Origin of the sequence: Pseudomonas sp. R4-39-08, from assembly GCF_003852275.1 — a bacterium.
Classification (GTDB): Bacteria; Pseudomonadota; Gammaproteobacteria; order Pseudomonadales; family Pseudomonadaceae; genus Aquipseudomonas.
The window spans coordinates 2,941,470-2,956,310 of record NZ_CP027733.1; the positions used below are offsets into that span (position 1 = coordinate 2,941,470).

Sequence of the window (14,841 nt, forward strand, 5' to 3'; positions counted from 1 at the left end):
GTGTACGGATGATCACGGATTCACCACGTTTCAAACCCTTCACCGCAGGCTCATTGCTGCTGTTGTCCGTTGCGGCACAGGCGCAATATGCCGAGACTGGCCAGCCGGGTGATCCCGCCAGCTGGCGTTCCGCCGAATATCAGAGCGACTGGGGCCTTGGGCGCATGAAGGCGGATGAAGCCTATGCCGCCGGGATCAGCGGCAATGGCGTGAAAATCGGTGCGCTGGACTCGGGTTTCGATACCAATCACCCCGAAGCGGCCAAAGACCGTTTCCACCCGGTCACCGCCAGCGGCACCTACGTCGACGGCAGCGCCTTCAGCACTACCGGCGCGCTCAACCCGAACAACGACTCCCACGGCACCCACGTCACCGGCACCATGGGCGCGGCCCGCGACGGCGTGGGCATGCACGGCGTGGCGTATAACGCGCAGGTGTATGTCGGCAACACCAACGCCAACGACAGCTTCCTGTTTGGCCCCACCCCGGACCCCAAGTATTTCAAGACGGTGTACACCGCCCTGGTGGATTCCGGCGTGCGCGCCATCAACAACAGCTGGGGCAGCCAGCCCAAGGACGTCAGCTACCAGACCCTGGACGACCTGCACGCGGCCTACGCCCAGCACTACAACCGCGGCACCTGGCTGGACGCGGCGGCGGACGTGGCCAAGGCCGGCGTGATCAACGTGTTCAGCGCCGGCAACAGCGGTTACGCGAACGCCAGCGTGCGCTCGGCGTTGCCGTACTTTCAGCCGGAACTGGAAGGCCACTGGCTGGCGGTGTCGGGGCTGGATAGGGCCAACAACCAGAAGTACAACAAGTGCGGCATCGCCAAATACTGGTGTATTTCCACCCCCGGCGCGCTGATCAACAGCACCATCCCGGACGGCGGTTATGGCGTGAAATCTGGCACCTCGATGTCGGCGCCCCATGCCACCGGCGCGTTGGCGCTGGTGATGGAACGCTATCCCTACATGACCAACGAGCAGGCGTTGCAGGTGCTGTTGACCACCGCCACCCAGCTCGACGGCTCGATCACCCAGGCGCCCAACGCCATCGTCGGCTGGGGCGTGCCGGACCTGGGCCGGGCGATGCACGGGCCGGGGCAGTTGCTCGGTGCGATGGACGTGAACTTGGCAGCCGGGCAGGGCGATGTGTGGAGCAATGGTATTTCTGACCAGGCATTGCTCCAGCGTCAGGCAGAAGACCGCGCCGAGCACAGTGCCTGGCAGCAGACCCTGCTCGATAAGGGTTGGCAAAACGGCGTGGGTGCCACGGCCAGCCAGCAGGACCAGACCGACTACGCCGTGGGCGGCGCGCGCGATCAAGCCGCAGCGAACCGTGTGTACGAAGGCAGCCTGATCAAATCCGGCGCGGGTAGCCTGGTGCTCAGCGGCGACAGCACCTATCGCGGCGCGACCACCGTCAACGGCGGCCTGCTGGCCGTGAACGGCTCGTTGACCTCGGCGGTGACGGTCAATGACAGCGGTACCCTCGGCGGCTCCGGGCGTATCGGTGCGCTGTCGGTCAACAACGGCGGGCGTGTCGCGCCGGGCAATTCAGTGGGCGCGTTGCAGGTGGCGGGGGATGTGAACCTGGGCGCAGGCTCTACCTACGCGGTCGAACTGACCCCGACCAGCAGCGACCGCATTGTCGCCGGCGGCAAGGCCGTGCTCGGCGGCGGTACAGTGACCCTGGCCCTGGAAAACAGCCCGACGCTATTGAGCCAGAGCCAGGCCCAGAGCCTGATCGGTCGCCAATACTCGATCCTTGAAGCGGCCGGCGGTATCCAGGGCCAGTTCGGCCAAGTGCTGCCGAACTACCTGTTCCTCGGCGGCACCCTCGACTATGCCGCCAACGGCGTGCAACTGGCGGTCGGGCGCAATGACGCCAGCTTTGCCAGTGTCGGCGCCACCCGAAACCAGCGCGCCGTCGCCACGGCCGCCGAGCAATTGGGCGCCGGCAACCCGGTGTATGAAAGCCTGCTGCAGTCGGACTCGGTTGCCACGGCGCAGCAGGGCTTGCAGCAACTGTCCGGTGAAATCTACCCGGCCGTGGACGCGATGTTGATCAACGACAGCCGCCAACTGCGCGACGCGGTAGGCGAGCGTCTGCGGCATGTGCCGGTGGCCGGTGAAAGCAACCTGTGGCTCAAGGCCCTGGGCGCCTGGGGCAAGTCGGACACTCGCAGTGAAACGGCAGGCGCCACCACCTCCATCGGCGGCTTGCTGGCCGGGGTCGACGGCGCACTCGACGAACAGACCCGCATCGGCGTGGTCGCCGGCTACAGCGACAGCTCCTTGAGCCTGGGCAGCGGCACGCACTCATCGGCGTCCATCGACAGCTACCACTTCGGCGCCTATGCCGGGCGCGAACTGGGCGCCTGGCGGGTGAGCGTCGGCGGTGCCTACAGCTGGCATCGCGGCGATGTGAAACGTGACCTGCAATACGGCGAGGTCAGCGGCAAGCAGAAAACCAAGCTGGATGCGCGCACCGCGCAGTTGTTCACCGAAGCCGCCTACCGCATTCACCTGCAACCACTGGCACTGGAGCCGTTTGCCAACCTGGCCTACGTGCACCTGGACAGTGAGTCGTTCCACGAAAAAGGCGCCGCAGCGGCCCTGGAACGTGGCAGTGATCGACGTGATGCCGTGCTCGGCACCCTGGGGCTGCGGGCGTTGAAAAGCCTGGCGTTGAACGACCACCAGCAGCTTGAGCTGTCGGGCTCCCTGGGCTGGCAACACAGCCTCACCGCCGTCGAATCCGAAGAACACCTGGCGTTTGTCGCAGGTGGCCCTTCATTCGCCGTGCGCAGCGCGCCGTTGCTGCGCGATGCGGCCCTGGTGGGCGTGCAGGCGAGCCTGGCGCTGAGCCCGTCGACGCGGGTCAACCTGGATTACAACGGCCAATTGGGTGGACGCGAGAAAACCCAGGGCGTGGGGCTGAGCCTGAACTGGCAGTTCTAGGGAAGGGCACCGCAGTTCAACTGTGGGAGGGGGCTTGCTCCCGATGGCGGCGTGTCAGACGCCCGTTGTGCCGACTGATACATCGCCATCGGGTGCAAGCCCCCTCCCACCTTGGAAGTGGTTCACATACTGGCAACAAGAAAACTAAGGAAGGTCACCGTGAAAAAACGCAAGTCAGGGTTAACTACCGCCATCCCCACAGGTCCGGGCTATCCGCTCAAGGCCTTGAGCAGCGTGCCATACGGCGCGTTGTTGTGTTGCCTGGCAAGCCTGGGGACCGCCCAGGCCGCACCCTATGTGGAAACCGGCAAGCTGGGCGACGCCGCCAGTTGGCGCAGCAATGAGTTCAAGGCCGATTGGGGCCTGGGCGCGGTACATGCCGACACCGCGTATGCGGCGGGCTACACCGGCAAGGGCGTCAAGCTGGGCATCTTCGACCAGCCGGTATACGCCCAGCACCCGGAATTCGCCAGCCCCAACAAAGTGGTGACGATCGTCACCGAGGGCATCCGCCAATACACCGACCCGTATATCCCGGTGAAGGCCGGTGATGCGTTTCGCTATGACGGCACGCCGTCCCTGGGCTCAAACGGCAAGCTGGGCAACCACGGCACCCATGTCGGCGGCATTGCCGCCGGTAACCGCGACGGCGGGCCGATGCACGGCGTGGCGTTCAACGCGCAGATCATCAGCGCCGAAAACGGTGACCCAGGCCCGGAAGACGGGATCATCCTGGGCAACGATGGTGCGGTGTACAAAGCCGGTTGGGATGCACTGGTGGCCAGTGGCGCGCGGATCATCAACAACAGTTGGGGCATTGGCATCGGTGATCAGTACGCCAAGGGCGGCCGCGATCCCGCCTTTCCGAACTTCACGGTCAATGAAGCCCAGGCGCAATTCAACACCATTCGGCCGATTCTCGGCACGATTGCCGGTGGTGCCTATCAAGGTGCGATCGACGCCGCGCGCAGCGGTGTGCTGACCATCTTTGCCGCTGGTAACGACTACAACCGCAACAACCCGGATGCGATTTCGGGCCTGGCGTACTTCGTACCCGAGATTGCACCGAACTGGCTGTCGGTAGCGGCCCTGCAGCAGAACCCGGACACCAGCAGTGCCAACCCGTACGTGATCAGCACCTTCTCTTCGCGTTGCGGCTATGCGGCGAGCTTCTGTGTGTCGGCACCGGGCACCAAGATTTTCAGTTCGATCATCAACGGCACCAACCTGGACAACCTGACCACCGACTACGCCAACTTCAACGGCACCTCCATGGCCGCGCCCCACGTGGCCGGCAGTGCGGCGGTGCTGATGGAGCGCTTCCCCTACATGAGTGGCGACCAGATCTCCACGCTGCTCAAGACCACCGCCACCGACCTCGGCGCGCCGGGCATCGACTCGCTGTACGGCTGGGGCATGATCAACCTGGGCAAGGCAGTCAATGGCCCGGGGATGTTCATTACCGCCGAGGACATTCCGGCTGAGTTTCGCATCGACGGCGCCTATGGCAGTGGCCAGTTCGTCGCGGACTTGCCGGGTATCGGCGCGGTGGTGGATGCCGGCAAACCGACCCAGCGCGTGTGCAGCGACGTGCATTGCGGGCTGGATGTGTGGAGCAACGACATCGCCGGGCATGGCGGCCTGACCAAGCAGGGCATTGGCACTCTGGTGCTGACTGGCGCCAACACCTACAGCGGCCCGACCCTGGTCAACCAAGGCTTGCTGGCGATCAACGGCTCGGTTACCTCCGACGTGACCGTCAGCCAGAGCGGCATCGTCGGTGGCTCGGGGCGTATCGGTTCGCTGAGCGCAAACAGCGGCGGCACCGTGGCGCCGGGCAACTCCATCGGCACGCTGAACGTGGCGGGCAATGTCACCTTCGAGCCGGGCTCGACTTACGCGGTGGAATTGTCGCCCACCAGCAGCGACCGTATCGTTGCCGGCGGCACCGCCACGCTGAACGGCGGCACCGTGACCCTGGCCCTGGAAAACAGCCCGACCCTGTTGAGCGCGACCCAGGCGCAAAGCCTGATCGGCCGCCAATACAGCATCCTGCAAGCCGCAGGTGGCGTCACTGGCAACTTCGGTGCGGTACTGCCTGACTACCTGTTCATTGGCGGCACCTTGAACTACGCGGCCAATGGTGTGCAGCTGGACGTGGCACGCACCAACAGCTTCGCCAGTGTGGCCTCTACGCCGAACCAACGCGCCGTGGCCGCCGCCGCCGAGCAATTGGGCGCGGGCAATGGGGTGTATGAAAGCCTGCTGCTGGCACCGACCGCGGCTTCGGCGCAAGGCGCGTTCCAGCAACTGAGTGGCGAAGTCTATCCGGCGTTGGAAACGGCGTTGGTCAATGACAGCCGCTACGTACGCGAAGCGGTCGGCGAGCGCCTGCGCAACGGTGAAATGGGCGCGACCAGCCAGGCCATCGACAGCCGTGGCAACGTGTGGGTCAAGGCGCTGGGTGCATGGGGCAAGACCGACAGCCGCAACGACACAGCGGGCTACACCACGTCCATCGGCGGCATGCTCGCCGGTGTCGACGGTGCCCTCGACGACGCGACACGCATCGGGCTGGTGGCGGGCTACAGCGATACCTCGCTGAACATGGGCAGCGATACCCATAGCCGTGCGTCGGTCGACAGCTACCACTTCGGCGCGTATGCCGGGCACGAAATCGGCGCCTGGCGCCTGAGCGGCGGCGCCACCTACAGCTGGCACCGCGCCGATGTGAAGCGCGACCTGCAATACGGTGACGTCAGCGGCAAGCAAAAAGCCAAGGTCGATGCCCACAGCACCCAGCTGTTCACCGAAGCGGCGTATCGCGTCAACCTGCAACCACTGGCCCTGGAGCCGTTCGCCAACCTGGCCTACGTGCACCTGGACACCGATGGCTTCACCGAGAAGGGCGATGCCGCCGCGCTGAAAAGCGGCGACGACAGCCGCGACCTGGTGCTGAGCACCCTGGGTGTGCGCGCCCTGAAAACCTTCAACGTCAACGATCACCAGCAACTGGAAGTGTCCGGCACCCTGGGCTGGCAGCACAACCTGAGCAGCACCGACTCCGAACAGCACTTGGCGTTTGCCTCGGGTGGCCCTTCGTTCGCGGTGGAAAGCGCGCCGATGGTGCGTGATGCCGCACTGGTTGGTGCGCGGGTGAGCCTGGCGTTGAGCAAGGATGCGCGGGTGAACTTCGATTACAACGGTTTGCTGGCCAGCAAGGAGAAGGTGCACGGCGTTGGTTTGAGCCTGGACTGGGCGTTCTAAGGCTTTAAAAACCACTGTAGGAGCGAGCTTGCTCGCGAAAAACTAAAAGGTGCCGCGTTTCTTCAGGTAGAGCGCGTCATCGTTGACGATCTTCGCGAGCAAGGGCTAGCCGCCCGCCTCGCTCCTACAGTCGGTAACGGATAACAGGTTTTTTGGCTTTCTCTACAAATCCAACAACAGAGAGGCAGTGCCATGGGTATTTTTGACTATAAAAACCTCGGGGCCGAGGGCTCCAAAGCGTTGTTCGCCGATGCGATGGCGATCACGTTGTATTCCTACCACAACCTGGATAACGGCTTCGCCGTGGGCTATCAGCACAATGGCCTGGGCTTGGGCCTGCCGGCCACGCTGGTCGGGGCTTTGCTGGGCAGCACCGATTCCCAGGGGGTGATTCCCGGCGTGCCCTGGAACCCCGATTCAGAAAAAGCCGCGCTAGAGGCGGTGCAACAGGCCGGCTGGACGCCCATCAGCGCCAGCACCCTCGGCTACACCGGCAAGGTCGATGCCCGGGGTACCTTTTTCGGCGAAAAGCCCGGCTACACCACGGCCCAGGTCGAGGTGCTGGGCAAGTACGATGACGCGGGCACGTTGCTGGAGATCGGTATCGGTTTTCGCGGCACGTCCGGGCCGCGTGAAAACTTGATCACCGATTCCATCGGCGACCTGGTCAGCGACCTGCTCGCCGCTCTAGGCCCCAAGGACTATGCAAAAAACTACGCCGGCGAAGCCTTCGGCGGCCTGCTCAAGAACGTCGCCGAGTATGCCGGTGCCCACGGCCTGAGCGGCCACGACGTGGTGGTCAGCGGCCACAGCCTGGGAGGGCTTGCGGTCAACAGCATGGCCGACTTGAGCGACGGCAAGTGGTCGGGCTTCTACAAGGATTCCAACTACGTCGCCTATGCCTCGCCGACCCAGAGTGCCGGTGACAAAGTGCTGAACGTGGGCTACGAAAATGACCCGGTGTTCCGGGCGCTGGATGGCTACTCCTCCAACCTGTCGTCGTTTGGCGTGCACGACAAGCCCCACGAGTCCAGTACCGATAATATCGTCAGCTTCAACGACCACTACGCGTCGACGCTATGGAACGCGCTGCCGTTTTCCATCCTCAACCTGCCGACCTGGGTGTCGCACTTGCCCACCGGCTATGGCGACGGCATGACGCGCATCCTCGACTCCGGCTTCTACGAGCAGATGACCCGCGACGCCACGGTGATCGTTGCCAACCTGTCCGACCCGGCGCGGGCCACCACCTGGGTGCAAGACCTCAACCGTAACGCCGAAGCGCACCAGGGCAATACCTTCATTATCGGCAGCCACGGCAACGACCTGATCCAGGGCGGCAAGGGCGCAGACTTTATCGAGGGTGGCAAAGGTAACGACACGATTCGCGACAGCAGCGGGCATAACACCTTTCTGTTCAGCGGGCAGTTTGGCAATGACCGGGTGATCGGCTATCAGGCGACGGATAAGCTGGTGTTCGACGGGGTAGGGGGCAGCACGGATTATCGTGACCACGCCAAAGTGGTGGGCGGCGATACGGTGATCAGCTTCGGCGCCGACTCGGTGACATTGGTGGGTGTGAGCAGTTTGTCGGGGGAGGGGATTGTGATCGGCTAACTATTGGAATGCAGTTAAAACTGTGGGAGGGGGCTTGCTCCCGATAGCGGTGGGTCAGCTACACATAAGCTGGCTGACAGACCGCCATCGGGAGCAAGTCGAATCGTCGCACCGCCCCTCCCACATTTGATCGGCGTTGACGCCAGGATTATTTTTCCTCGCGAACAGTCGCCACGTCAGCGGCCTTGATGCGGATGCGCTTGCCGGCGATATCGGTGAACTCATAGAAGCCGTCAGCGGTTTTGGCGTTGGGTGTGTCCTTGGTCAAATACTGTGTGCCGTTTTGCAACGTCACCACGGTTTGCGTGGAGCAACCGGCCAATACCAGAAAAGTGAGTGCAACCAGCGGCAGACCCAAATTCTTCATGTTCATTACCCTTACCTTTACCTTGAAAAGCCCCGCAGCGTCTGGCTGCGGGGCATAAATGTTACGCGATCAGCTCTCACATCTGATCGCTTTTTTGCAAAAAGTTGCAGGCGCCATTTATCTATTACCGATTGCAACAATGCGTTTGCAGCGGCACTCTGTATGCATAACCAGTAGTTGATTGCTCTGCGCCATGGCCCACCCCCTTGAAGACCCCTTGTATTACCTGCACAACTTCCGCCAAGTGCTGATCGGGTTGCAGCAGCGCTACGCCGACTTGCTCGACCCGGACGAATTGCAGTTCATTCAGCAATTCGACAGGTTGCCGCAAGCGTCCCAGGCGTTATTGGTACGCATGGTCATGCGCAAGGGTGTGCATTTTCGTGGAGCAAAGCTCAATTACCTGGAAATCGGCTGCCCCCATGCGGCCATGCAGCCACTGCTGGCGAGCGGTTGGGTCGATGATCAATGCCTGTTGGGTTTTGATGAACTGTTCGGCTTGCTGCAAAAAGGCGAACTGCTCATGGCCTTCAAGCCCTGGATCGACCAGCCCAACGCCAGAAAATCCGACTGGCTGGCGCCATTGGCTGCGCGGTTCAATGAACGCCGCAGCTTTGCCCGTTGGTGCCCCGAGCTGCAGGACGTGCTCTACAGCCTTACGGTAATGGAGCTGTGCGACCGCCTGCGCCTGATGTTTTTCGGCAATCTCTATCAGGACTGGTCGGAGTTCGTGCTGGCGGACCTGGGCATCTACACCTACGAGAAGGTGCCGTTCTGTGCCGAGTCCCGTGGATTGCGCAGCCGCGCCGACGTGGAGGGCTGTGTGTTCCTGCACCAGTGCCAGCAAGCGTTTGAGGCGGGTGAGGCGCTGGAAACGGTGTTGGCCCACATCGCCAGCTTGCACACCGACAACCCCTGGCTGGAAAAACGCCGCGCCAAGTTGCTGTTCCAGATCGGCCAATGCTGTGAACGCAGCGCTGAACTGGACTTGGCCGAGCAGATCTATCGCGACTGCAGCTATCCCGGCGCGCGCGCACGATTGATCCGCGTATTGGAGCGCCAGGAGGCTTATGCGCCCGCCCTGGCGTTGGCCGTCGCCGCGCAACAGGCGCCGGAAAGCGCCGCCGAGCAGCAACACCTGCTGCGCGTAGTGCCGCGCCTGCGGCGCAAGCTGGGTGAGCCGAAGGTGGCGAAGGCCAAGCCGCGGGCCCTCACGCGGCTGGACCTCGCCTTGGCATTCCCTGAGCCGCTGATGTCGGTGGAATATTGCGTGCAGGCCCATCTGAGCGAGCCGGACGCGCCGGTGCATTATGTGGAAAATGGCCTGATCAATTCGCTGTTCGGCCTGCTGTGCTGGGACGTGATCTTCGCGCCGCTGCCGGGCGCGTTTTTCCACCCGTTCCAGCGCGGGCCGGCCGACCTGCACAGCGAAGACTTCCAGCAACGCCGCGCCGCTTTGTTCAGCGCGTGCTTCGAGCAACTGCGCGACGAGCGCTACAAAACCACTATCCGCCAACGCTACGTGGACAAATGGGGAATTCAATCGCCCTTTGTGTTCTGGAACCTGCTCAGCGAAGAGCTGCTGGAACAAGCCCTGACGTGCCTGCCTGCCGAACATTTGCGCTACTGGTTCGAGCGGCTACTGCTGGACATCCGCGCCAACCGCACCGGGATGCCCGACTTGATCCAGTTCTGGCCGGCGCAAAAAACCTACCGCATGATCGAGGTCAAGGGCCCTGGCGACCGCCTGCAGGACAACCAGCTGCGCTGGCTGGAATTCTGCGGTGAGTACCAGATGCCGGTCACGGTCTGTTATGTGCGCTGGGCAGAGTCCGCTTGAGCTATAGCGTCGCGGTGCGGGCGTTGTGTGAGTTCACGGCCAAGGTCGGAGACCTGGACTTGCGCTTTACCCCATCGCCCAGCGCCCAGGAAGGCATCGTCGGCCATCGCACGGTGGCGTCGCGGCGCAGTGCCCACTATCAGAACGAAGTGGCGCTCGAAGGTGAGTATCAGCAACTCAAGGTACGCGGCAGGGCGGACGGCTATGACCCGGACAGCAATCGCCTCGAAGAAGTAAAAACCTATCGCGGTGACCTTCAGGCCCAGCCGGCCAACCATCGGCAACTGCATTGGGCCCAGGTCAAGGTCTACGGCTGGTTGATGTGCCAGAAGCTCGGCCTCGATGACATCGAACTGGCGCTGGTGTACTTCGATATCGTCGGCGAGGGCGAAACCCTGCTCAAGCAACGCTTTGCCGCGCCCGACCTCGAAGACTTCTTCAACCAGCAATGCGCGCTGTTTCTGCGCTGGGCCCACCAGCAGATGCAGCACCGTGAAGCGCGCAACCGCGCCGCGCAGAGCCTGGCGTTTCCCCATGCCGAGTTTCGCAGCGGCCAACGCGCGCTGGCCGAATCGGTGTACAAGGCGGTGAGTACCGGCCGCTGCCTGATGGCCCAGGCGCCTACCGGCATCGGCAAGACCGTCGGCACGCTGTTTCCGATGCTCAAGGCCCTGGCACCACAGCAACTGGACACGGTGTTTTTTCTCACCGCCAAAACCCCCGGTCGCAAGCTGGCGCTGGATGCCGCCCAAGTGCTGTACGACAGCAGCCCCGACTTGCCTTTGCGCGTGCTGGAACTGGTGGCGCGGGACAAGGCGTGCGAGCACCCGGATAAAGCCTGCCACGGCGATTCGTGCCCGCTGGCCAAGGGCTTTTACGACCGTTTGCCCGCCGCGCGCAAGGCGGCGTCCGGGATTCGACTGCTTGATCAACGTAATCTGCGCGAGGTGGCGCTGGCCCACGACGTGTGCCCGTATTACCTGAGCCAGGAAATGGCGCGCTGGACCGACGTCGTGGTCGCCGACTACAACTACTATTTCGATTTTGGCGCGATGCTCTTTGGCTTGGCCCAGCTCAACCAATGGCGCGTCGCAGTGCTGGTGGACGAAGCCCATAACCTGGTCGAGCGCGCGCGTTCGATGTACAGCGCCAGCCTCGATCAGTACAGCCTCAAGACCCTGCGCGAGAGTGCGCCCGAGGTGCTGAAAAAGCCCTTGCAGCGCCTGAACCGTGAGTGGAACGCCTTGCACAAGGACCAGCTCGCGCCGTATCAGGCCTACGCGGCCAAACCCGACAAGCTGCTCCAGGCCTTGAGCCTGTGCGCCAGCGCCATGGGCGATTACTTCAACGAGCATCCCGAAGCGCTCAATGGCGACCTGCAAGCCTTCTACTTCGAAGCGCTGCAATTTGCCAAGGTGGCCGAGCTGTTCAATGAGCACTTCATCTTCGATATCAGCAAACGCACATTCAGCGGCAAGCGCAGCAGTTCGACCCTGTGCCTGCGCAACGTGGTGCCGGCCGAATTCATCCGGCCCCGGTTGACCGCCGCGCGCAGCAGCGTGCTGTTTTCCGCGACCCTGAGCCCACGCCACTATTACGCCGACCTGCTCGGGCTGCCGGCGGACACCGCCTGGGTCGACGTCGAATCGCCGTTCCAGGCCGAGCAATTGCGGGTGAGCATCGTCGAGCGTATTTCCACGCGCTTTGTGCATCGCCAAGCGTCGCTGGAACCCATCGTGGCCTTGATCGCCCAGCAATTTGCCGAGCAACCCGGCAACTACCTGGCGTTTTTCTCAAGCTTCGATTACCTGCAACAAGTGGCGCAGCTGATGGCCGAGCGTCATCCGCAGATCGCGCTGTGGTTGCAGTCGCGGGGCATGGCCGAGGCGCAGCGCCAGGCTTTCCTGGACCAGTTCACCCAGCACAGCCAGGGCATCGGCTTTGCGGTGCTGGGCGGCGCGTTTGGCGAAGGCATCGATTTGCCCGGTGCGCGCCTGATCGGGGCGTTTATCGCCACCTTGGGCTTGCCGCAGCTCAACCCGGTGAATGAACAGATGAAGACTCGCATGGGCGCGATCTTCGGCGCAGGGTATGACTACACCTATTTGTACCCCGGTATCCAGAAAGTCGTGCAGGCGGCGGGGAGGGTGATCCGCAGCCAGCACGACCGCGGGGTGGTGATGTTGATCGACGACCGTTTTGGCGAAGCGCGGGTGCGGCAGTTGTTGCCCAGGTGGTGGTCGATTGATATTTGACAGGTGGACTGCGGTCCATGTGGGAGGGGGCTTGCTCCCGATAGCGGTGGGTCAGCTACACATAAGCTGGCTGATACACCGTCATCGGGGGCAAGCCCCCTCCCACATTTGCACGGTGTTGGGGCTTAGACCACTTCCAGATAGGAGCTTTGTATTGATCGCGCCAACTCGCGCACGCTGTCGATAAAGTCCGTCAGCCGTGTGTGCAGCCCGTCTTCCAGGATTTCATCGATGCCCGTGTACCTGAGCCGCGCCTCGAACTCCGCCGCCAGGCGCTGCGCCGTGCGCCCGTAGCTGCCGGGCAGGTCGGCGAGGATATGGCTCAGTTCCTCGATGCACGCATGCAGCGAGCGCGGCACATCACTGCGCAGCAGCAGCAACTCCGACACCGAGCGTGCATTCAAGGCGTTCGGGTACAACTCGGTATACGCTTCGAACGACGATAACGCGCGCAGCAGGGCGCTCCACTGGTAATAACCGCGTGCCGACAGGTCGCTGACTTCCTCGGACTCTTCACCAAACATCTCATAACGCGCATCCAGCAGGCGCAGGGTGTTATCCGCGCGCTCGACAAAGGTGCCCAGGCGAATGAATCGATAGGCGTCATTGCGCATGATGGTGCCGGAAGTGGCGCCGCGAAACAGGTGCGAGCGTTGCTTGACCCAGTCACAGAAGTGGCTGATGCCGTGTCGCGCCAGGCCGCCGGCGGCGATGCTGCGCATTTCCAGCCAGGTGGCGTTGAGGTTTTCCCACATGTCGGCGGTGATGCGTCCGCGCACCGCATGGGCGTTGCTCCGGGCGGCGCGCAGGCAGTTGTAGATGCTCGCCGGGTTTTCTTCATCCAGGGCGAAGAAATGCAGCATGCGTTCGGCGTCCAGTTGCGTATGGCGCTCCAGGTAACTGTCCAGGGTGCCGCTGCTGAGCAGTGACATCGCCAGTTCGTCCAGCCCATCGCTGCGCCCGGCCTGGGGCATCAACGACAGCGAATAGCTGACTTCCAGCATGCGCGCCAGGTTCTCGGCGCGTTCCAGGTAGCGGGACATCCAGTACAAGTCTGCGGCGGTTCTACTCAACATACTCAGCCCTCCACCACCCAGGTGTCCTTGGTTCCGCCGCCTTGCGACGAGTTGACGATCAGCGAGCCTTCACGCAACGCCACGCGCGTCAGGCCACCGGGCACCAGGCGCGTTTCCTTGCCCGACAGCACAAAGGGGCGCAGGTCGATATGCCGTGGCGCGATGCCGTTTTCGACAAAGGTCGGGCAGGTCGACAGGCTCAGGGTTGGCTGGGCGATGTAGGCGTGGGGCCGGGCCTTGATGCGCTGGCGGAAGTCCTCGATCTCGGCGGCGCTGGACGCCGGGCCGACCAGCATGCCATAGCCGCCGGAGCCCTGGGTTTCCTTGACCACCAGGTGCTCAAGGTTGGCCAGCACATGGGACAGTTCCTCCGGCTTGCGGCACTGGAAGGTCGGCACGTTTTGCAGCACCGGCTCTTCATCCAGGTAGAAGCGGATCATGGCCGGGACATAGGGGTAGATCGACTTGTCATCCGCCACGCCGGTGCCGATGGCGTTGGCCAGCACCACGTTGCCGGCGCAATACACCGCGACCAGGCCGGGCACGCCGAGCATCGAGTCGGGATTGAACGCCTCGGGGTCGAGGAACGCGTCGTCAATGCGCCGGTAAATCACGTCCACCGCCTTGGGGCCGTCGGTGGTGCGCATGAACACCTTGAGGTCGTGGACGAACAGGTCGGCGCCTTCCACCAGCTCCACGCCCATCTCCCGGGCGAGGAAGGCGTGTTCGAAAAACGCGCTGTTGAAGCGGCCCGGCGTCAGCACCACCACGTTGGGGTTGTCCAGGCGGCTCGAACTTTTCAGGGTCTTGAGCAGCAGGTTGGGGTAGTGGTCCACCGGCGCAATGCGCTGCTTGGCGAACACTTCCGGGAACAGGCGCATCATCATCTTGCGGTCTTCGAGCATGTAGCTCACGCCGCTGGGAGTGCGCAGGTTGTCTTCGAGTACGTAGTAGGTGCCGTCGCCGTCGCGCACCAGGTCCACCCCGGAAATATGCGAATAGATGCCCCGGTGCAGGTCGAGGCCGACCATTGCCTGTTGATAGCCCTCGTTGCCCAGCACCTGGTCGGCCGGGATGATTCCGGCCTTGATGATGCGCTGGTCGTGGTAGATGTCGGCGAGGAACATGTTCAGCGCGTTGACCCGCTGGATGCAGCCGCGCTCGATCACGCTCCATTCGCTGGCGGGGATGCTGCGCGGGATGATATCGAAGGGGATCAGGCGCTCGGTGTCCTGTTCGTCGCCATAGAGGGTGAAGGTGATCCCGGCGCGGTGGAATAGCAAATCGGCTTCGCGGCGTCGCTGGGCCAGCAGTTCCGGCGGCGTGTTGGCCAGCCAGCGGGAGAAATCCTGGTAGTGCGCGCGGCAAACGCCTTGCGCGTCATTCATTTCGTCAAAGAAAGATCGAGCCATTCCAGTACCTTGTCAGTGCCGAGGGGAGCGCGGGGGGCACT

At 63.2% G+C, this 14,841-nt stretch carries 8 protein-coding genes; 5 read left to right on the forward strand and 3 right to left on the reverse strand.

Features of this window, described 5'->3' with window-relative positions; genetic code table 11:
- The first annotated feature begins 8 nt into the window (after nt 1-8).
- The 3 genes from C4J88_RS13410 to C4J88_RS13420 all read left to right on the forward strand — a co-directional run bounded on the left by C4J88_RS13410 (nt 9) and on the right by C4J88_RS13420 (nt 7,850).
- Nucleotides 9-2,966: an autotransporter serine protease gene (locus C4J88_RS13410; protein ID WP_124407193.1), complete on the forward strand. Its 2,958-nt coding sequence runs from the start codon at nt 9-11 to the stop codon at nt 2,964-2,966.
- A gap of 159 nt (nt 2,967-3,125) precedes the next feature.
- Nucleotides 3,126-6,233, forward strand: coding sequence for an autotransporter serine protease (locus tag C4J88_RS13415; RefSeq protein ID WP_124407194.1), 3,108 nt, complete (start codon nt 3,126-3,128; stop codon nt 6,231-6,233).
- Between the two features lie 192 nt (nt 6,234-6,425).
- A complete protein-coding gene (locus C4J88_RS13420) occupies nt 6,426-7,850 on the forward strand; it encodes a lipase (RefSeq protein WP_124407195.1) in 1,425 nt (474 codons plus the stop codon).
- Nucleotides 7,851-7,998: 148 nt separating this feature from the next.
- On the opposite strand, the gene C4J88_RS13425 is transcribed toward C4J88_RS13420, so the two are convergent.
- A complete protein-coding gene (locus tag C4J88_RS13425) occupies nt 7,999-8,223 on the reverse strand; it encodes a YgdI/YgdR family lipoprotein (RefSeq protein WP_124370696.1) in 225 nt (74 codons plus the stop codon).
- 187 nt (nt 8,224-8,410) lie between these two features.
- Here C4J88_RS13425 and C4J88_RS13430 point away from each other — a divergent pair, with 187 nt between their 5' ends.
- Both C4J88_RS13430 and C4J88_RS13435 read left to right on the forward strand, forming a co-directional pair.
- Entirely contained in the window at nt 8,411-10,057 is a 1,647-nt protein-coding gene (locus tag C4J88_RS13430) for a VRR-NUC domain-containing protein (protein ID WP_124407196.1), read from the forward strand.
- Complete coding sequence (locus C4J88_RS13435; protein WP_124407197.1) at nt 10,054-12,312, forward strand: ATP-dependent DNA helicase; 2,259 nt, start codon at nt 10,054-10,056, stop codon at nt 12,310-12,312. Before C4J88_RS13430 ends, C4J88_RS13435 begins: the two co-directional genes overlap by 4 nt.
- 125 nt (nt 12,313-12,437) lie before the next feature.
- Here the strand turns inward: C4J88_RS13435 and C4J88_RS13440 are convergent, their stop codons facing one another.
- Nucleotides 12,438-13,388, reverse strand: a complete 951-nt coding sequence (locus tag C4J88_RS13440) for an alpha-E domain-containing protein (RefSeq protein WP_124362847.1) — start codon at nt 13,386-13,388, stop codon at nt 12,438-12,440.
- A gap of 2 nt (nt 13,389-13,390) precedes the next feature.
- Nucleotides 13,391-14,800, reverse strand: a complete 1,410-nt coding sequence (locus C4J88_RS13445; protein WP_124407198.1) for a circularly permuted type 2 ATP-grasp protein — start codon at nt 14,798-14,800, stop codon at nt 13,391-13,393.
- Between the last annotated feature and the right edge of the window lie 41 nt (nt 14,801-14,841).